A 16,777-nucleotide genomic window follows, 5' to 3' on the forward strand; every position below is an offset into this window, starting at 1 on the left:
AACGACTTCGGCGGGTAGCGCTATAGGCGAGAGCGGGCCTCACGAGTCCGCACCGGAACGCCAGAGGCAGGTCGATGCGCATACTCGGGATCAACGCCGTCTTCCACGACCCGGCCGCAGCGCTGGTGGTGGACGGAGAGATCGTGGCCGCGGCGGAAGAAGAACGCTTCAGCCGCCGCAAGCACGGCAAGCAGGCAGTGCCGTTCTCCACCTGGGAGCAGCCCGCCCAGGCCGCCGCCTGGTGCCTGGCGCAGGCGGGTTTGTCCGCCAAGGACCTCGACGCCGTCGGCTATTCCTACGACCCCGCGCTGGTCGAACCGGGCCTGCCCGGCCACGACCCGAGCGGCGAGGAGCTGCGGACGGAGTTCGCCCAGCGGGCCCCCTTGTTCCTGAAGTCCGCTTTGCCGGGTCTCGACCCGGGCATCGTGAAGTTCGTCCGGCACCACGTCGCGCACGCCGCGTCGGCCGCCCTCGCCGCGCCGTTCGGCGACTGCGCCGTGCTCGTGGCCGACGGCCGCGGCGAGAGCACGTCCTACCTGGCCGGCGAATACCGCGACGGCCGGTTCAAAGAGCTGGCGGCGCAACGGCTCCCGCACTCGCTCGGGCTGCTCTACGAAGACCTCACCGAGCACTGCGGGTTCGCGCGGTCCAGCGACGAGTACAAGGTGATGGCGCTCGCCTCCTACGGCAAGCCGGAGTTCCTCGACGAACTCTGCGAGCACGTCCACGTCACCGGCGACGGCGGCTTCCACGCGTCGGGCGTCGACCTCGCCGCGCTGGCCCCGCGCCGCGGCCCCGGCGAAGAACTCACCCAGCGCCACGCGGATCTCGCGGCGAGTGTCCAGAAAGTCCTCGAAGACATCCTGCTGGAACTCGCGGACTGGCTGCACGACGCCACCGGCCAGCGCGATCTGGCGATGGCGGGCGGGATCGCGCTCAACTGCGTGGCCAACAGCCGGCTGCACGCCGAAGGCCCGTTCGACCGCATCTGGGTGCAGCCCGCCGCCGGGGACGCGGGTACCGCACTCGGCGCGGCGTTGCAGCTGGCCGCGGAAGCCGGGGAACGCGGTGCGCCGATGGGCGACGCCGGTCTCGGGCGCGGCTGGACCGACAACGAGCTCGAGGAAATCCTGATCAAGGCGAAGCTGCCCTACGAACGACCGGACGACCTCGCCGAAACCGTCGCCGAGGCGCTGGCGAACGACGAAGTGATCGCCTGGTTCCAGGGCCGCGCCGAATTCGGGCCGCGGGCGCTCGGGCACCGGTCGCTGCTGGCCCACCCGGGCCGCAAGGCGAACCTGGAGCGCCTCAACGACGTCAAGGGCCGGGAGCAGTTCCGGCCGGTGGCGCCGATGGTGCGGGCCGAGCGTGCGGCCGAGATCTTCACCCGCGGCCCGCTGCCCAGCCCGTACATGCTGTTCGTGCACGACGTCGCCGAAGCCTGGCGCGACCGCATCCCGGCCGTCACGCACGTCGACGGCACGGCCCGCGTGCAGACCGTCGAGGAACGCGAAAACCCGGTGCTGGCCCGGATGCTGGCCGCCTTCGAGCGCCGGACCGGCCTGCCCGTCGTGATCAACACGAGCCTCAACACCGCGGGCCGCCCGATGGTCGACTCGCCCCGCGACGCGCTCGAATGCTTCGGTTCCGCCCCGATCGACCTGCTCGCGCTGGGGCCGTTCGTGCTCCGGCGTCCCCGCCCCACCCGGACCGGCGCGGCGTCGCCGGAGGAGAAGGAGGTGCCGTGATGGAAGACCATCTCGCCGCGCTGGCCGAAGCCGCCAGCCGGACCCGCGAATCCGCCCCCAAGATAGTCGCGTGGGGACGGCACCTCGCCGGCGTGTTCGAGGCCGGCGGCCGGCTGCTCGCCTGCGGCAACGGCGGCAGCGCCGCCGAGGCCCAGCACCTCACCGGCGAGCTCGTCGGCCGGTTCCGCCACGAACGGCAGCCGCTCTCGGCCATCGCGCTGCACGCGGACACCTCCGCGACCACGGCCATCGTCAACGACTACGGCGACCACGAGGTCTTCGCCCGCCAGGTGCGCGCGCACGGGCGGCCGGGCGACGTCCTGGTCTGCCTGTCCACCAGTGGTACCAGCCAGAACGTCGTCGCCGCGGCGAAGGCCGCGCACGAACTCGGTGTGACGACGTGGGCGCTGACCGGGCCCGCCCCGAACCCCCTCGCCGCCCTGTGCGACGACGCGGTGACGGTCGAAGCGCCCACCGTCGCGACGGTCCAGGAAATGCACCTGGCGCTGGTGCACGGCCTCTGCGCGGCGCTCGACGACGCGCTCGGGGTAACCGCGTGAAGCCGCTGGTCGTCCTGGGCGACACGCTGCTGGACGTCGACGCCGAAGGCACCGCCGAACGGCTGTGCCCGGAGGCGCCGGTGCCGGTGGTCGACCTGACGGCCCGGCGCCGCCGCCCCGGCGGCGCCGGCTTGGCCGCGCTGCTCGCCGCGCGGTCCGCGGCCGAGGTCGTGCTGGTCACGCCCCTCGGCGACGACGAAGGCGGCCACGCGCTCACCGGGCTGCTCGAGCCCGACGTCACCGTGCTGCCGCTGCCGCTGCGCGGCACGACGGTGTGCAAGACCCGGATCCGCGCGGGCGGGCAGTCGTTGCTGCGCCTGGATTCCGGCGACGGCACGGCGACCGCCGATCCGCTGCCCGCGCGGGTGCACGAGGTCCTGGAAGACGCGGGCGCGATCCTGGTCGCCGACTACGGCCGCGGCCTGACCCGCAACTCCGACGTCCGCCGGCTCCTGCGTGACCTCGCCGAGCGGATCCCGGTGGTCTGGGACCCGCACCCCCGCGGCGCGCAGCCGGTGCCCGGCACCGACCTCGTCACGCCGAACCTCGCCGAGGCCCGCGCGGTGCTGGCCGGGCACGAGGAACCGGCCGAGCTCGCCAAGCTGCTGCGCGGCCACTGGCACGCCGACGCGGTCGCGGTCACCGTCGGCGCCCGCGGCGCGGTGCTGGCAGACGGTCTCGGCGAAACGGCGATCCCGGTGCCCGCCGCGGCGCGGACCCCGGGGCACACCGCGCCCGACACCTGCGGCGCGGGCGACCGGTTCGCCGCCGCGGCCACCGCGGCCCTGCTGGGCGGCGCGGACGTCACCGAAGCCGTCGCGACGGCGGTCGAGGCGGCCGCCCGGTTCGTCGCCGCCGGCGGCGCGACCGCGCTGTCCACGAACGACGGCCCGATTCCCGATCCCCAGCCGGCGACCGACGCCTTCGGCCTCGCCGAACGGGTCCGCGAGGGCGGTGGCCGGCTGATCGCCACCGGTGGCTGCTTCGACCTGCTGCACCCCGGGCACGTCAGCCTGCTGCGGCAGGCCCGTGCCCTCGGCGACGCGCTCGTCGTCTGCCTCAATTCCGACGCGTCGGTGCGGGCCCTCAAGGGACCCGGCCGTCCGCTGGTGCGGGACCGCGACCGGGCCCGGCTCCTGAGCGCCTTGTCCTTTGTGGACGCCGTCGCCGTCTTCGACGAAGACTCCCCCGCCGCCGTGCTCGAGAAGCTCCGCCCGCACGTGTGGGTGAAGGGCGGCGACTACGCGGCCGCCGACCTGCCCGAACGCGCGGTCGTCGAACGGCACGGCGGTGAGGTAGTGCTCGTCCCGACCGTGCCCGGTTACTCGACCTCCCGCCTGGTCGCCGCGGCGGCCAGTGCCTGACCCCCTCCGACTCCGAAGGAGTGCGATGCGACCCCTCGGCAACGTCCTGATCACCGGTGGCGCGTCCGGACTCGGCGCCGCCACCGTCGACGCCGTCCGCAAGGCCGGCGGCACCCCGTACATCCTCGACCGCGTCCGCCCCGAGGACCCGGCCGAATACGTCGAAGCCGACCTGACCGACACCGCCGCGACCGAAGCCGCGGTGCGTGAGCTCGCCGAGCGCGCCGGGGGCCTGGACGGCGTCTTCACCGCCGCCGGCACCGACGCCTGCGGCCCGCTCGGCGAAGTGTCCACAGAGGACTGGGAGCGGGTCGTCAAGGTGAACCTGTTCGGCACGGCGGCGGTGATCCGCGCCGCGCTCCCCTACCTCGAACGCTCGCACGGCACGGTCGTCACCGTGGCGTCCACCCTGGGCATCAAGGCGGTGAGCGATGCCACCGCCTACTGCGCCTCGAAGTTCGGCGTCGTCGGCTTCACCCGCGCCCTCGCCGCCGAGCTGGCCGGCCGCGTCGGCGTCACGCTGCTCGTCCCCGGCGGGATGTGGACGCACTTCTTCGACGACCGCACCGACCAGTACAAGCCGCCGCCGGACGCGAAGCTCAACCAGCCCGAGCACGTGGCGAGCACGGTGGTGTTCGCGCTGCAGCAGCCGCCGGGCGCCGAGGTCCGAGAACTGGTCGTGTGCGCGTCGGAGGAGGGGTCGTGGCCGTGAGTGCCGCGATCCTCGTGCTGCGCGCGCTCGGCGTCGGGGACCTGCTGACGGCGGTCCCCGCGTTGCGCGCCCTCCGGGCGGCGTATCCGGGCGAGCGGCTGGTGCTGGCCGCGCCGGAGCAGCTGCGCGACCTGGTGGAGCTGATCGACGCGGTCGACGAGCTGCTGCCGACGTCCGGGCTCGGGGACCTCGCCTGGCCGGGCGAGCCGCCGCGGCTCGCGGTGAACCTCCACGGCAGCGGCCCGGAGAGCATCCACGACCTGCTGAACACCGAGCCCGCCGAGCTGCTGACCCACCGCCACCCCGACTTCCCCGAGGTGCCCGGGCTGGAGTGGCGCGACGACGTGCACGAGGTGGACCGCTGGTGCCGGCTCATCGAGTTCGCCCACCTGGAGGCGGACCGCTCGGCCCTGCACCTGCCGGTGCCGCCGGGCCCGAACCCCGTCCCGGACGCCGTCGTGGTGCACCCGGGCGCGGCGTTCCCCGCCCGGCGGTGGCCGCCCGAGCGGTTCGCACGCGTGGTCCGGGAGCTGGCCGCGGCCGGCCACCGCGTGGTGCTCACCGGCAGTGCCGGCGAGCGCGACCTGGCCCGGTCGATCGCCGAGGCGGCCGGGCTCGGCGAGGACGCCGTGCTGGCCGGGCGCACCGGCCTGGCGGACCTGGCCGCGCTGGTGGCCGGGGCGGCCCTGGTCGTCTGCGGCGACACCGGCGTCGGGCACCTGGCCACGGCGTTCGGCACGCCGTCGGTGCTGCTGTTCGGCCCGACCCCGCCTCGGCTGTGGGGCCCGCCGCTGTCGGCGCGCCAGCATGTCGTGCTGTGGGCCGGAAACGTCGGCGACCCGCACGGCGAGGAGCCCGACGGCGGGCTGCTCCTGCTGCGCGAGGAGCGCGTGCTCGCGGCCGCGCAATCGGCGCTCGAAGCGAGGGTGGCGCATGGCTGAGCACATCGGGATCGTCGGCGCGGGCTACGTCGGCCTGACCAGTGCCGCCTGCTTCGCCCGGCTCGGGCACCGCGTCACCTGCGTCGACGCCGACGAGTCCAAAGTGGACGAGTTGCGCCGCGGGGTCGTCTCGATCGCCGAGCCCGGACTGGCCGACCTGGTCGCCCAGGGCCTCGGCGACCGGACCCTGACCTTCACCACCGCCCAGGCGGAACTCTACGGCGCCGACCTGGTTTTCCTGTGCCTGCCCACGCCGCCGGGCGAAGACGGGCGCCCGGACCTCGGCGTCCTCGAACACGTCGTGCCGCAGCTCGGCCGGCTGCTGCGGCCCGGCTGCGTGCTCGTCACCAAGTCGACGGTGCCGGTCGGCACCGCGGCCCGGCTGCCGCACCTGCTGGGGCGCGACGACCTGCCGGTGGTGGCCAACCCGGAGTTCCTCCGCGAAGGGCACGCCGTCGAGGACTTCCTGCACCCGGACCGGGTGGTGGTCGGCACCGATCCGGCGGATTCACCCGCGGCGCAACGGGTTGCGCGCCTGTACCAGCCGACCGGCGCTCCCGTGGTGGCCACCGATTCGGCCAGCGCCGAACTCGCGAAGTACGCCAGCAACGCGTTCCTCGCGGTGAAACTGTCCTATGTGAACGTCCTGGCCGAACTGTGCGAACGGTTCGGCGCGGACGTCCGCGAGGTCTCGCGCACGATGGGCCTCGACGCGCGGATCGGCCCGGAGTTCCTCGCCCCGGGCCCCGGCTGGGGCGGTTCGTGCCTGCCGAAGGACACCTCGGCCCTGCTGCACGCGGCCGAGTCGGCCGGCGTCGACTTCGGCATCCTGCGTGACGCGGTCCGCGTCAACGCCCGGCAGCGCGCCCGGGTGGTCCGCGCGGTGCGGCAGGCGGTGACCGGCTCGACGGCGGGCTCCCTCGCCGGGGCCCGCATCGGCCTGCTGGGCCTGGCCTTCAAGGCGGGCACCGGCGACCTGCGCGACTCCCCCGCGCTGGCGGTGGCCGACGACCTGGCCCGCGCGGGGGCCGAGCTGACCGCGCACGACCCGGCCGTCGCGTGCGTGCCGGGGATGGGCTCGGTCCAGGTCGTCGACGACCCGTACCTGGTGGCCAAGGACGCCGCGGCGCTCGTCGTGCTCACCGAGTGGCCGGAGTTCCGGGACCTCGACTGGGCCCGGCTGGCCGCGTCGGCCGACCGGGCGGTCGTCGTCGACACGCGCAACCTGCTCGATCCCGACGCCCTCGCCGGGGCGGGGTTCACCCACATCGGCGTCGGCACCCATCCCAGGAGGCTCTCATGACCCTGCGCGTCCTCGCGCTGACCTGCACGCTCAAGCCGTCGCCGGCGAAGTCGAGCAGCGACCTCATCGCGCGTCAGCTGCTCGACCTGTTCGCCGAACGCGGCGCGACCGGCGAGCTGGTCCGCGTGGTCGACCACGACGTCCGCCCGGGGGTCGAGGCGGACATGGGCGAGGGCGACGCGTGGCCGGACATCCGCCGGAAGATCGCCGCCGCGGACATCCTGCTGGTCGCGACCCCGACGTGGGTGGGCCACATGTCGAGCGTGGCGCAGCGGGTCCTGGAGCGCCTCGACGCCGAGCTGTCCGAAACGGACGACCAGGGCCGGCCGGCGATGTTCGGCAAGGTGGCCGTGGCCGCGGTCGTCGGCAACGAGGACGGCGCCCACAAGATCATCGCCGACCTGTTCCAGGCGCTGAACGACACCGGGTTCACCGTGCCCGCGCAAGGCGCCACGTACTGGAACGGCGAAGCCATGCAGGGCGGGGACTACCAGGACCTCGACGAGACGCCCAAGGCCGTGGCTTCGACGAACGCGACCCTCGTCCGCAACGCCGTCCACCTGGCCGGCCTGCTGCGCGAACAGCAGTACCCGGCCGAGTGATTACTCTTTTCGAGTGACATCGTTGCTCCGGACGAGTGTGGTGCAGGCCACTGGGTACTACCCGGGCACCTTCCATCCTCGTCAGGGGGCTTCACGAATGCCGAACCGAGTCATGATCAGCCGCGACAGCAAGCCGATTCCGTGCGAAGAGTGCGGCCTGCCGGCGTTGCACGTCGCCCGCCTGGTGTCCGGCGACGGCACCCTGCTGGGCCAGACGATGGTGTGCACGGCCTGCCGCCGGCACCGCTCGGAAGCCGAAGCGGTCTCGATCCAGTAGCGGTGCCGGCGGCCTTCACCGCTGTTCCAGCTGTTCCAGCAGCAGCCGGGCGGGCAGGGTCATGGTGCCGAGGCCCAGCCGGGCGGGCACGCCGTCTTCCTCGGCGGTCACCAGCCGCTTCTCCAGCTGCCCGAGCAGCGCGCGGCACTCGTCGAGCTCGACGGGCTCCCCGACGAGCGCCACCGCCTGCACGGCGCCGGACAGGTGGTGCATCAGGTCGGCCAGCATGTCCCGCGCGTCGGGCCAGGGGTACTCGAAGGGGTGTTCCCGGCTTCCCGAGGTGGTCCGCACGGCGGCGATCAGCTGCGACACGGCGGGCCACAGCCCGAGCAGCGTCCGCAGCGGACGTTCGTGGTGCACACCGGCGGTCGGCCGGCCACGGCGCAGGTTGAGCCGCCGCCCTTCCCGCGTGAGCCCGACGGCTTCTTCGGCGGCCAGCACCTGGCTGCGCGCGTCCTTGGCCTGGGACAGCAGCCCGTCGAGGTCTTCGGGCGGTTCGTCACGCCGGACGACGTCGGAGAGGGACTCGAGCAGCCCGGCCAGCGCGGTGGCGAGCCGCCCGGCCGCGGCGGCCAGCCGTTCCCCGTAGAGCGGCGGGAAGATCAGGGTGTTGACGGCGACACCGATGGCCGCGCCCAGTGCGGTTTCGAGGAGGCGGTCGCCGAGCAGGACGGGTTCGCGGGCGGTGCCGTAGGAGATCAGCAGCATCCCGGTGACCCCGACCCAGACCCCGGCCGACCCGAACCGCCGCCAGCTCCCGGCCAGCAACCCGACGAAGACCACGGCGGCGAGCGCCACGGCCTGCCAGGGAATGAGCTGAGCGGCCACGGCGGCGAGCAGCACGCCGGTGGCGACCGACCCGACCTGCTGGAGCCACCCCCGGAGGGACCGGTAGACGGTGGCTTCGACGAGGAAGACGGCGGCGTAGGGCGCGAGGAAGGGCTGCGGGAGCCGCAGGACGAGAGTGGCGAGCAACCAGGCGGCGGACGCGGCGAGGGTGGCTTTGGCACTCTGGACGAGAACCCGCCGTTCCCGCCCGGGAACGCGGAAGGCCCGCGCAAACCAGCCGAACGGCGAGCGGTCGTGCTCTTCGGCCTCCGACGGGGAGCTGCCGGGGTCCGGCCGGAGGGCTTGGACGACACGGCCGAGCGCGGTCTGGTTGCGCCGATCGCCGTCCGCCGGGGAGCTCGTGTCCCGCCGGCTGCCGACGGAGCGCCGGGACCGGCCGGGGTCATCCGGCTGATCCGAATTACCCGTGCCCTGCCGGTCCCCCTCGGCGGACCGGAGCCAGCCAGCCTCACCCGGCTGATCCGAAGCACCCGTGCCCCGCCGCTCACCACCGCCGCCGATAGGCCGCCCGGTCTGCGAGTGCCGCTCCCCTTCCCGCGGGCCCGGCCGGCTCTCCTCGTCCTCCTCCGGCGCGGGCCCCTCGCGTCTCTCCGGCTGCGTCATGCCGGCGGGGCGATGTGCACGAGCTTCGTCTGGGTCATCTCGTCCAGCAGCTCCGGCCCGTACCCGTACCCGTTCCCGCTCCGGCCGCGCGGGTGCGCCGCCCCGCCCGGGGCGCCGCCGAACACGTTGTTCACCTTCACCGTTCCCGCCGGCAGCTCGCGCCACGCCCGCTGGGCGTTCGTCATCGATGCCGTCAGCACCGTCGCCGCCAGGCCGTACTCGCCCTTCGCCGCCTCCGAAAGGCCCGCGTCGAAGTCCGGGACCACCTGCACCGGTGCCACCGGGCCGAACGTCTCCTCCGCCATCACCCGCAGCTGCGGCGTGCACTCCGTCAGCACCGTCGCCGGGTAGTGCGCGCCCGGCCCGTCCGGCACCGAACCGCCCGTCAGCAGCCGGGCCCCCCGGGAAACCGCGTCGGACACGTGCGAGTGCACGTGGTCGCGGTGGCGGCGGTCCACCAGCGGCGCGAGCGTCCGCGACTCGGCTTCCTTCACCAGCGCCGCCAGGAACGGCTCCGCGATCGCCGAACACACGTAGATCCGCTCCACCGCGACGCAGATCTGGCCCGAGTTGGCGAACGCGCCCAGCGCCGCCTGCCCGGCCGCCCACGCCGGGTCGACGTCCTCGTCGATCACCAGCGGGTCGTTGCCGCCGTTCTCCAGCAACGTCTTCGCGCCCGTCGCGGCCGCGCTCGCCGCGATCGACCGGCCGGTCGCCGTGCTGCCGACGTGGGCGAGCACGTCGACGTCGTCGCGCATCGCCAGGATCGCGCCGACACCGCCGTCGCCGTGGAGGGTCTGCAGCACGCCGCCCGGGAAGACGCCGCCGATGACCTCGCCGAGCAGCTGTCCGGTGTGCGGTGCGCGCTCGCTCGGCTTGTGCACCACCGTGTTCCCGGTGACCAGGGCCGCGCCGAGCAGCCCGCAGGCGACCGCGACCGGGTCGTTCCAGGGGGTGAGCGCCACGACCACGCCCCGCGGCTCGGGCACCATCAGGTCCGTCGCGCCCACGCCGCCGAGCAGGCTGCGGCCCCGGTGGACCGGGCCGAGCTCGGCGTACTGGTCCAAGGTGCCCGCACCGGCGAGCACTCCTTCGCGCGCTTCGTCCCGGGGCCGCCCGGTCTCCGCTTCGTTCGCCTTCGCCAGCTCGTCGGCGTGGGCGCGCAGCCGTTCGGCAGCGGTGTGCAGCAGCGCGCCGCGCTCGGCGGCCGGCGTCCGCGCCCACTGCGCCTTCGTCCGGTTCGCCAGCTCGAGCGCCGCGGCGATCTCGTCTTCGCCCGCGGTCGGCACACTGCCCACCACGCTGCCGTCGGCCGGGTTCCGGATTTCGATCGTGCCCGCGGTCATCCGCACCTCCTCCGTGTCGCCCGCCGGTTACCCGGGCGCGGGGACTTCGACACGCCGTTTGATCACCTCCGCCGGGGGTATCCGCCTCCGGTGACTGCTTCGCTCGACTACACCGTGGTGATCCCCACGACGGGCCGGGAGACGCTTCGGCCACTGCTCGACACCCTGCTCGGCGGGCACGGCCCGCGGCCGGCGGAAATCCTCGTCGTCGACGACCGCCCGGCCGGCGGCGAACTCGCCGTCCCCGAAGGGGTCCGCGTGCTCCGCTCCGGCGGGCGCGGCCCGGCGGCGGCCCGGAACCTCGGCTGGCGCACCGCGAAGAGCGAGTGGATCGCCTTCGTCGACGACGACGTCGTGCTCGCCCCCGACTGGCCGCAGCAGCTCGCCGACGACCTCGAAGGGCTGCCCCCGGACGTCGCCGCGTCCCAAGGCCGCATCACCGTTCCGCTGCCCGCGGACCGGCGGCCCACCGACGACGAACGCGGCACCGCGGGCCTGGAAAACGCGCGGTGGATCACCGCGGACATGGCCTACCGGCGCCGCGCCCTCGTCGAGGCCGGCGGCTTCGACGAACGGTTCCCGCGCGCCTTCCGCGAAGACTCCGACCTCGCGCTGCGCGTCGCCGAAGCCGGCCACCGGATCGACCAGGGCGAGCGGCTGACCACCCACCCGGCCCGGCGGGCCGGGTTCTTCTACAGCCTGAAAGCCCAGCGCGGCAACGCCGACAACGCGCTGATGCGGGCCAAGCACGGCGTGCTCTGGCGGCAGCGCACCGGCGCCGGGTCCGGCCGGCTCGGCCTGCACGCACTGTCCACAGTGGCCGGTCTGGCCGCGCTCACGCTGCCGCTGGTCAAACAGCGCGGCAAAGCCCTGCTCGCGGCCGGGCTGTGGGCCGGGCTGACCGCGGAGTTCGCCGGCCGCCGGATCCTGCCGGGCCCGCGCACGCCCGGTGAGGTGGCGCGCATGGTCGTCACCAGCGCCCTGATCCCGCCCGCCGCGTGCTACCACCGGCTGCGCGGTGAAATCGCGGCCCGGCGGCCCCGGCCGCCGGTCGCGGTGCTGTTCGACCGGGACGACACGCTGATCGTCGACGTGCCCTACCTGAACGACCCGGACGGCGTCCGGCCGGTCCCCGGCGCGGTCGAGCTCGTCCGCGGGCTGCGGGACCGCGGCATCCCGGTCGGGGTGGTGAGCAACCAGTCCGGTGTCGCGAAAGGACTGATCACCCCGGACCAGCTCGCCGCGGTGAACGCCCGCGTCAAGGAGCTCTTCGGCCCGTTCGGCACCTGGCAGGTCTGCGTCCACGACGACGGTGACGGCTGCGCGTGCCGCAAACCCGCGCCCGGCATGGTGCTGAAGGCCGCCGGGGAACTCGGCGTCGACCCCGCGTCCTGCGTGGTCATCGGCGACACCGGCGCCGACGTCGACGCCGCGCTCGCGGCCGGCGCCCGCGCGGTGCTGGTGCCGACCGCCCGCACGCTCGAACCGGAGATCGCCCGGGCCCGCCGGCACGCCGCGGTCGCCCGCGACCTGTCCGAGGCGCTGCGCGTCGCCGGGGTCGCCGGATGACCCGGGTGCTCGTCGCCCGCCAGGACAATCTGGGGGACGTCCTGCTCGCCGGGCCCTGCGTCCGCGCGGTCGCCGCGTCCGGGGCGCACGTGACGCTGCTGACCGGCCCGCACGGCCGGGCCGCCGGCGAACTGCTGCCGGGGGTGGCCGACCTGTTCACCTGGACCGCGCCGTGGATCGACCCCGAGCCACCGCCGGTGACCGCCGAGGACACCGGGGCGTTCGTCGCGTCGGTCCGGGCGCGGTCGTTCGACCGGGCGCTGATCCTGACGTCGTTCCACCAGTCGCCGCTGCCGCTGGCCCTGCTGCTGCGGCAGGCCGGGGTGCCGTGGATCGGCGCGATCTCCGAGGACTACCCGGGCAGCCTGCTCGACCTGCGCCACCGCGTCGACGGCGATCCGCCGGAGCCGGTGCGCATGCTGTCGCTCGCGGAAGCGGCCGGGTTCACGCTGCCGCCGGACGACCACGGCGCCCTGGCCCTGCGGCGGCCGCTGCCGGACGTCGGCAAGCTCACCGGCGGCGGGCGGTACGTCGTCGTGCACCCGGCGGCATCGGTTCCCGCCCGCCAGCCTTCGGCGTCCTGGAGCCGCGAGACCGTGCGCGCCCTGGCCGCCGACGGGCACCGGGTGCTCGTGACCGGCGCGCCGTCGGAGCGGCTGCTGACCCAGGAGGTCGCCGGCACGGCGGGGGTGAACCTCGGCGGCCGGACGTCGCTGGCGGAACTGGCGGCGGTGCTGACCGGCGCGCAGGTCGTGGTGGCGCCCAACACGGGCCCGGCCCACCTCGCCGCGGCGGCGGGCACCCCGGTGGTGTCGCTGTTCGCGCCGGTGGTGCCGGCCGAGCGGTGGGCCCCCTACGGCGTGCCCACGATCGTGCTCGGCGACCAGCAGGCGCCCTGCCGCGCCAGCCGCGCCCGGGTCTGCCCGGTCCCCGGCCACCCGTGCCTCGAAACGATCGACCCCGCCGACGTCTGCCGCGCGGTGACGGCGCTCGCGCAGCCCGGCGCGGTGGCGCCGGAGGACATCGCGATGACGTCACCGCGCTAGGCCCGGGCGAAAGCCGCCCGGGCCACGGCGCCGGTCAGCCGCCGATCTCCTTGCTCACGCCACTGGGGCCTTCGTAGGTCCGGTCCGGCAGGCCGCGCACGATGTCCAGGGTGTCCGAGTCGGCGCCGTTCTTCTCCGCCGCCCGCACCAGGTCGTCGCGCTGCGCCGGGTAGTCGACGCCGGACAGGTACTTCTGCAGTTCGATCGGGTTCGGCTTGCTCACGGGAGCTCTCCTTCCGTTCGGGGAACCGCGCGATTACCCGGCCCGGCCCGGCACACACGTTCAGGACGGCACCGGCTGTTCCCCCACGGGATGAAGCGGCCGGACCGTGGCGTCCGGGTGCCGCGTCAACGGCTGCAGCGGCAACGCCGTCGTGTCGGCGAGCTGTTCCAGGTGCCGCAGCAGGATGCCCTCGCGCAACGCCCACGGGCAGACCTCGACGCTCGGGACGTCCAGCGCCGACAACGTCACCTCGGCCGCCACCGCGCCCGCCACCACCTGCCGGGCCCGCGGTTTCGAAATCCCGCGCAGCCCGGCCCGTTCGGCGGCCGGGACGCGCGCCAGCCGCGGGATCCAGCCGCGCAGGTCCGCGACGACCAGCTCCCGGGTGACGAACGGGCCCTTGCGCTGCGGCGGGGCGCCGGTGAGGCGGGCCAGCTGCTTGAACGTCTTGGACGTCGCGACCACCCGGCGCGGCGGGCCTTCCCAGCGCAGCCGGTCCAGGACCTCGGACAGCGTGTCGCGGACGTGCCGGCGCAGGGCCTTCAGCTGCTTGCGCGTCGGCGGGTCGGCGGTGAGGAACTCGCGGGTGAGCCGGCCGGCGCCCAAGGGGAGCGACACCGCCAGCTCCGGTTCGACGTCCCGGCCGAGGACCAGTTCCATCGAGCCGCCGCCGATGTCGACGAGCAGCAGCCGCCCGGCCGACCAGCCGTACCAGCGCCGGGCGGCGAAGTACGTCAGCCGCGCCTCTTCCTCGCCGGAGAGGAACTGCGGCCGGATCCCGGATCCCGCCTGGATGCGGTCGATGACCTCGTCGCGGTTCACCGCGTCGCGCACGGCCGCGGTGACGAACGGGTACAGGTGGTCGACGCCGAGCCGCACCGCGGCGTCCACGGCCCGGCCCACGGCGGCGGTGACCCGCTCGATCCCGGTCTCGCTGAGCGTTCCGTCCGGCAGCAGCTCCTCGGCGAGCAGCGTCGGCTCCTTCACCGCGTGCGCCGGGAGCGGCGGCGCCCCGGCGGACACGTCCACCACCTGCAGCTGGGCCGAATTCGACCCGATGTCCAGCACGGCGAGTCTCATCAGGACGGGATACCCCGCGGCCGTCGCGTTTAGTCCACGGAGGCGGTGGTAGCCGACGGGGAACGAAAGGAGCTGCCCGTGTCGCTTCCGGCGCCCCTGCCCGCCGAAGCCGCTTCGCCGCGGCGCGCCGTCGTCACCGGCGCCGACTCCGGCATCGGCCGCGCGGTCGCCGTCGCCCTCGCCGGCGGCGGCCTGGACGTGGGCATCACCTACCACTCCGACGCCGACGGCGCGGAGGAAACCGCCGCCGAGGTCCGATCGCGCGGGGTCGCCGCGCACGTCCGGAAGCTCGACCTGACCCGGCTGCCCGGCGCCGCCGACGTCGTCGACGCGTTCGCCGAAGACCTCGACGGCCTCGACGTCCTGGTCAACTGCTCCGGCACCGGCAGCAGCCAGCTCGCCATGGACCTCGACTACGAGAAATGGCGCCAGGTCCTCGACGTCGACCTCGACGGCGTCTTCCTGCTTTCGCAACGGGCGGCCCGGCACATGATCGACGCCGGCCGCGGCGGCCGGATCATCACCATCACCAGCGTCCACGAGCACGTCCCGCGGGTCGGCGCCGCACCCTACTGCGCCGCGAAGGCCGGAGCGGGCGCGCTGACCCAGGTGCTCGCGCTGGAGCTGGCCGGGCACGGCATCACCGTGAACTCGGTGGCGCCCGGGGAAATCTCCACGCCGATGACCGGCCAGACCGACGCCGACCCGCGCGAACAGGACCGGCCCGGCATCCCGCTCGGCCGCCCCGGCCACGCCGCAGAGGTGGCGGCCGCGGTCGCGTTCCTGGCCACCCCGGCGGCCGGGTACATCACCGGCACGTCCCTCGTCGTCGACGGTGGGCTGCTGCTGATGGGCGCCCAGCACGGCACCGCGTACCGCGGGCACGACTGGCGATCCCCCTGAGACCAGGGGCCCGCGTCCTGGCTGCAGGGACCGGCGCGGGTCCCGGCCACGGGCCGGACGGCGGCTCCCCCAGCCCGCCGTCCGGCCCTTTCCACTCCGCTGTTTCTCGCCCGGTACCGCGGGTATCCGCGCGGCTGGGAGAGAAGGAGGCACCCATGACGTCCGCCGAAGCCCGTCCCCGGACCGCGGCGAGCTGGCTGCGGCCGGTTGTCGCCGTGCTCGGGCTGCTCTACCTCGCGCTGGGGATCGCCGGGTTCCTGACGCCGGAAACCGCCGCGGTCGGGCACGAGACCAGCCGAGCCGTGTGGATCTTCAGCGTGACCCCGCTGCTCAACCTGGTCCACACGGCGGTCGGCGTGCTCGGGTTGCTCGCCGCGACCCGGCGCACCGGAGCGATCATCTACTGCTGGGTGCTGTTCGTCGGCTTCACCGGGATGACCGCCTACGGGATCCTGGCGACCGCGATCGTCAACCCCGAAGACCCGATCAACCTGAACTGGGCCGACAACTGGCTGCACGGGCTGACCGCCGTCGCCGGGCTGGTGCTCGGCATCGTCGCCGCGCGGGCGGTCAACCGGGCCGCCGCGCGCTAGATCGTTTCGGCGGCCGGTCACCGGGTAGCCGAGGGGGAACACCGCGTGAAGGAGGTACTCATGCACCGCGAAAGCGACCAGCACTCACCGCGGGAGGACGACGCGCAGAAGGCCGAGCTGCGCGGGGTCCTGCAGGGCAACGGCCCGGCCCACGCCGAAGACTGGCGCGACCCCGAACTCCCGGCCGACGACGAGCCGGAGACCCCACCCCTGGGCGGCGGCGCATGACCGCGGGCGTGGAGCGGCGCACCGTCGTCGTGCACCACCGGCTCCACGCGGAGTTCGCCGTGCCGTTCCCCTGGCTGCGGCGCCTGCTGGGCCCCCGCAGCGGCCTGGAACTCGACACCGGCGGGCTGCGCGTCCGGTTCGGGCCCTGGCTGGTCGAGACGCCGCTGAGCAACCTCGCCGGCGCGGAGGCGACCGGCCCGTACAGCGCGCTGCGCGGCCTCGGCGTCCGCCTTTCCCTCGCCGACCACGGCCTGACGTTCGGCACGACGACACGGGGCGGGGTGTGCCTGCGGTTCCGTGAACCGGTCGCGGGGATCGACCCGTGGGGCCGGATCCGCCACCCGGGCCTGACGGTCACGGTCGCCGAACCGGAGCTGGTCGCCGAGGCGATCACCAAGATCGTGGCGGCGTCGTGACGGCGGCCCGCATCCTGGCGGTGGCGGTCGACTGCCACCAGCCGGACCTGCTGGCCGAGTTCTGGGCGGCGGCGATCGGCAACGGCAAGACCCGGACGTGGACCGACTCCCACGGCACGGTTTACCGGCAAGTCGACTTCGAGGACGGCCCGGCGCTGCTGTTCCAGCCGGTGCCGGAGGACAAGGCGGGCAAGAACCGGCTGCACCTGGACCTCGCACCGGTGGAGCGGGACCAGCGGGCCGAGGTGGAACGCCTGGTCATGCTGGGGGCGAAGGTCCTCGACGACCCGGCCGACGACCCGTGGGTCGTGCTCGCCGACCCGGAGGGCAACGAATTCTGCGTGCTCCCGCCGCGGTGATTCGCCAGCAGTTCGACTGGTCGACCACAACCTCAGCTCAGCGCGTTGCGCGGCC

General features: G+C 74.6%; 18 protein-coding genes and 1 pseudogene. 15 read left to right on the forward strand and 4 right to left on the reverse strand.

The features are described from left to right. Nucleotides 1-74 precede the first annotated feature (74 nt). The 8 genes from AB0J55_RS13850 to AB0J55_RS13885 all read left to right on the forward strand — a co-directional run bounded on the left by AB0J55_RS13850 (nucleotide 75) and on the right by AB0J55_RS13885 (nucleotide 7,507). Entirely contained in the window at nucleotides 75-1,748 is a 1,674-nt protein-coding gene (locus AB0J55_RS13850; RefSeq protein ID WP_364247482.1) for a carbamoyltransferase C-terminal domain-containing protein, read from the forward strand. Next, the gene (locus tag AB0J55_RS13855; RefSeq protein ID WP_364247485.1) at nucleotides 1,748-2,308 is read left to right on the forward strand and encodes an SIS domain-containing protein; all 561 of its coding nucleotides are present in this window, start codon (nucleotides 1,748-1,750) and stop codon (nucleotides 2,306-2,308) included. The genes AB0J55_RS13850 and AB0J55_RS13855 overlap by 1 nt, the downstream gene beginning before the upstream one ends. Further along, nucleotides 2,305-3,672, forward strand: a complete 1,368-nt coding sequence (locus AB0J55_RS13860; RefSeq protein WP_364247488.1) for a PfkB family carbohydrate kinase — start codon at nucleotides 2,305-2,307, stop codon at nucleotides 3,670-3,672. The genes AB0J55_RS13855 and AB0J55_RS13860 overlap by 4 nt, the downstream gene beginning before the upstream one ends. A 25-nt stretch (nucleotides 3,673-3,697) precedes the next feature. Further along, nucleotides 3,698-4,384, forward strand: a complete 687-nt coding sequence (locus tag AB0J55_RS13865) for an SDR family oxidoreductase (protein WP_364247491.1) — start codon at nucleotides 3,698-3,700, stop codon at nucleotides 4,382-4,384. Further along, nucleotides 4,375-5,325 carry a glycosyltransferase family 9 protein gene (locus tag AB0J55_RS13870; protein WP_364247494.1) on the forward strand — a complete coding sequence of 317 codons (951 nt, stop codon included), beginning with the start codon at nucleotides 4,375-4,377 and terminating at the stop codon, nucleotides 5,323-5,325. Before AB0J55_RS13865 ends, AB0J55_RS13870 begins: the two co-directional genes overlap by 10 nt. Next, nucleotides 5,318-6,628: a UDP-glucose/GDP-mannose dehydrogenase family protein gene (locus AB0J55_RS13875; protein ID WP_364247497.1), complete on the forward strand. Its 1,311-nt coding sequence runs from the start codon at nucleotides 5,318-5,320 to the stop codon at nucleotides 6,626-6,628. The genes AB0J55_RS13870 and AB0J55_RS13875 overlap by 8 nt, the downstream gene beginning before the upstream one ends. Beyond that, nucleotides 6,625-7,230 carry an NAD(P)H-dependent oxidoreductase gene (locus tag AB0J55_RS13880; protein WP_364247499.1) on the forward strand — a complete coding sequence of 202 codons (606 nt, stop codon included), beginning with the start codon at nucleotides 6,625-6,627 and terminating at the stop codon, nucleotides 7,228-7,230. Before AB0J55_RS13875 ends, AB0J55_RS13880 begins: the two co-directional genes overlap by 4 nt. 97 nt (nucleotides 7,231-7,327) lie before the next feature. Then, nucleotides 7,328-7,507: a hypothetical protein gene (locus AB0J55_RS13885; protein WP_364247501.1), complete on the forward strand. Its 180-nt coding sequence runs from the start codon at nucleotides 7,328-7,330 to the stop codon at nucleotides 7,505-7,507. Nucleotides 7,508-7,522: 15 nt separating this feature from the next. Here the strand turns inward: AB0J55_RS13885 and AB0J55_RS13890 are convergent. Continuing rightward, nucleotides 7,523-8,608 (reverse strand): annotated as a pseudogene (locus AB0J55_RS13890) (FUSC family protein); the annotation flags it as partial. A 347-nt stretch (nucleotides 8,609-8,955) separates the two neighbouring features. After that, complete coding sequence (locus AB0J55_RS13895) at nucleotides 8,956-10,305, reverse strand: aldehyde dehydrogenase family protein (RefSeq protein ID WP_364247503.1); 1,350 nt, start codon at nucleotides 10,303-10,305, stop codon at nucleotides 8,956-8,958. Nucleotides 10,306-10,395: 90 nt separating this feature from the next. On the opposite strand from AB0J55_RS13895, the gene AB0J55_RS13900 reads away from it, so the two are divergent. Together AB0J55_RS13900 and AB0J55_RS13905 are read left to right on the forward strand one after the other, a co-directional pair. Beyond that, entirely contained in the window at nucleotides 10,396-11,874 is a 1,479-nt protein-coding gene (locus tag AB0J55_RS13900) for an HAD-IIIA family hydrolase (RefSeq protein WP_364247505.1), read from the forward strand. Continuing rightward, nucleotides 11,871-12,920, forward strand: coding sequence for a glycosyltransferase family 9 protein (locus AB0J55_RS13905; RefSeq protein ID WP_364247508.1), 1,050 nt, complete (start codon nucleotides 11,871-11,873; stop codon nucleotides 12,918-12,920). Before AB0J55_RS13900 ends, AB0J55_RS13905 begins: the two co-directional genes overlap by 4 nt. Before the next feature lie 34 nt (nucleotides 12,921-12,954). Here the strand turns inward: AB0J55_RS13905 and AB0J55_RS13910 are convergent, their stop codons facing one another. Both AB0J55_RS13910 and AB0J55_RS13915 read right to left on the reverse strand, forming a co-directional pair. Then, a complete protein-coding gene (locus AB0J55_RS13910) occupies nucleotides 12,955-13,143 on the reverse strand; it encodes a DUF2795 domain-containing protein (RefSeq protein ID WP_364247511.1) in 189 nt (62 codons plus the stop codon). A gap of 60 nt (nucleotides 13,144-13,203) precedes the next feature. Then, entirely contained in the window at nucleotides 13,204-14,223 is a 1,020-nt protein-coding gene (locus tag AB0J55_RS13915) for a hypothetical protein (protein WP_364247514.1), read from the reverse strand. 78 nt (nucleotides 14,224-14,301) lie between these two features. Here AB0J55_RS13915 and AB0J55_RS13920 point away from each other — a divergent pair, with 78 nt between their 5' ends. The 5 genes from AB0J55_RS13920 (at nucleotide 14,302) to AB0J55_RS13940 (ending at nucleotide 16,722) form a co-directional block, all read left to right on the forward strand. After that, nucleotides 14,302-15,126, forward strand: coding sequence for an SDR family oxidoreductase (locus AB0J55_RS13920; RefSeq protein ID WP_364247517.1), 825 nt, complete (start codon nucleotides 14,302-14,304; stop codon nucleotides 15,124-15,126). A gap of 155 nt (nucleotides 15,127-15,281) precedes the next feature. Further along, nucleotides 15,282-15,719: a DUF4383 domain-containing protein gene (locus AB0J55_RS13925; protein ID WP_364247520.1), complete on the forward strand. Its 438-nt coding sequence runs from the start codon at nucleotides 15,282-15,284 to the stop codon at nucleotides 15,717-15,719. Nucleotides 15,720-15,779: 60 nt separating this feature from the next. Next, nucleotides 15,780-15,947, forward strand: coding sequence for a hypothetical protein (locus AB0J55_RS13930; protein ID WP_364247523.1), 168 nt, complete (start codon nucleotides 15,780-15,782; stop codon nucleotides 15,945-15,947). Beyond that, nucleotides 15,944-16,363: a hypothetical protein gene (locus AB0J55_RS13935; RefSeq protein WP_364247526.1), complete on the forward strand. Its 420-nt coding sequence runs from the start codon at nucleotides 15,944-15,946 to the stop codon at nucleotides 16,361-16,363. The genes AB0J55_RS13930 and AB0J55_RS13935 overlap by 4 nt, the downstream gene beginning before the upstream one ends. Further along, nucleotides 16,360-16,722, forward strand: a complete 363-nt coding sequence (locus tag AB0J55_RS13940) for a VOC family protein (protein ID WP_364247529.1) — start codon at nucleotides 16,360-16,362, stop codon at nucleotides 16,720-16,722. Before AB0J55_RS13935 ends, AB0J55_RS13940 begins: the two co-directional genes overlap by 4 nt. The last annotated feature ends 55 nt before the right edge of the window (nucleotides 16,723-16,777 follow it).

It is taken from the genome of Amycolatopsis sp. NPDC049688 (assembly GCF_040674975.1).
Taxonomy (GTDB): Bacteria; Actinomycetota; Actinomycetes; order Mycobacteriales; family Pseudonocardiaceae; genus Amycolatopsis.

Bases quoted from the DNA above. Each gene is read 5' to 3' on its own strand.
- AB0J55_RS13850 (WP_364247482.1), top strand. From the start codon at position 75: ATGCGCATACTCGGGATCAACGCCGTCTTCCACGACCCGGCCGCAGCG.
- AB0J55_RS13855 (WP_364247485.1), top strand. From the start codon at position 1,748: ATGGAAGACCATCTCGCCGCGCTGGCCGAAGCCGCCAGCCGGACCCGC.
- AB0J55_RS13865 (WP_364247491.1), top strand. From the start codon at position 3,698: ATGCGACCCCTCGGCAACGTCCTGATCACCGGTGGCGCGTCCGGACTC.
- AB0J55_RS13875 (WP_364247497.1), top strand. From the start codon at position 5,318: ATGGCTGAGCACATCGGGATCGTCGGCGCGGGCTACGTCGGCCTGACC.
- AB0J55_RS13880 (WP_364247499.1), top strand. From the start codon at position 6,625: ATGACCCTGCGCGTCCTCGCGCTGACCTGCACGCTCAAGCCGTCGCCG.
- AB0J55_RS13885 (WP_364247501.1), top strand. From the start codon at position 7,328: ATGCCGAACCGAGTCATGATCAGCCGCGACAGCAAGCCGATTCCGTGC.
- AB0J55_RS13895 (WP_364247503.1), bottom strand. From the start codon at position 10,305: ATGACCGCGGGCACGATCGAAATCCGGAACCCGGCCGACGGCAGCGTG.
- AB0J55_RS13905 (WP_364247508.1), top strand. From the start codon at position 11,871: ATGACCCGGGTGCTCGTCGCCCGCCAGGACAATCTGGGGGACGTCCTG.
- AB0J55_RS13915 (WP_364247514.1), bottom strand. From the start codon at position 14,223: ATGAGACTCGCCGTGCTGGACATCGGGTCGAATTCGGCCCAGCTGCAG.
- AB0J55_RS13925 (WP_364247520.1), top strand. From the start codon at position 15,282: ATGACGTCCGCCGAAGCCCGTCCCCGGACCGCGGCGAGCTGGCTGCGG.
- AB0J55_RS13930 (WP_364247523.1), top strand. From the start codon at position 15,780: ATGCACCGCGAAAGCGACCAGCACTCACCGCGGGAGGACGACGCGCAG.
- AB0J55_RS13935 (WP_364247526.1), top strand. From the start codon at position 15,944: ATGACCGCGGGCGTGGAGCGGCGCACCGTCGTCGTGCACCACCGGCTC.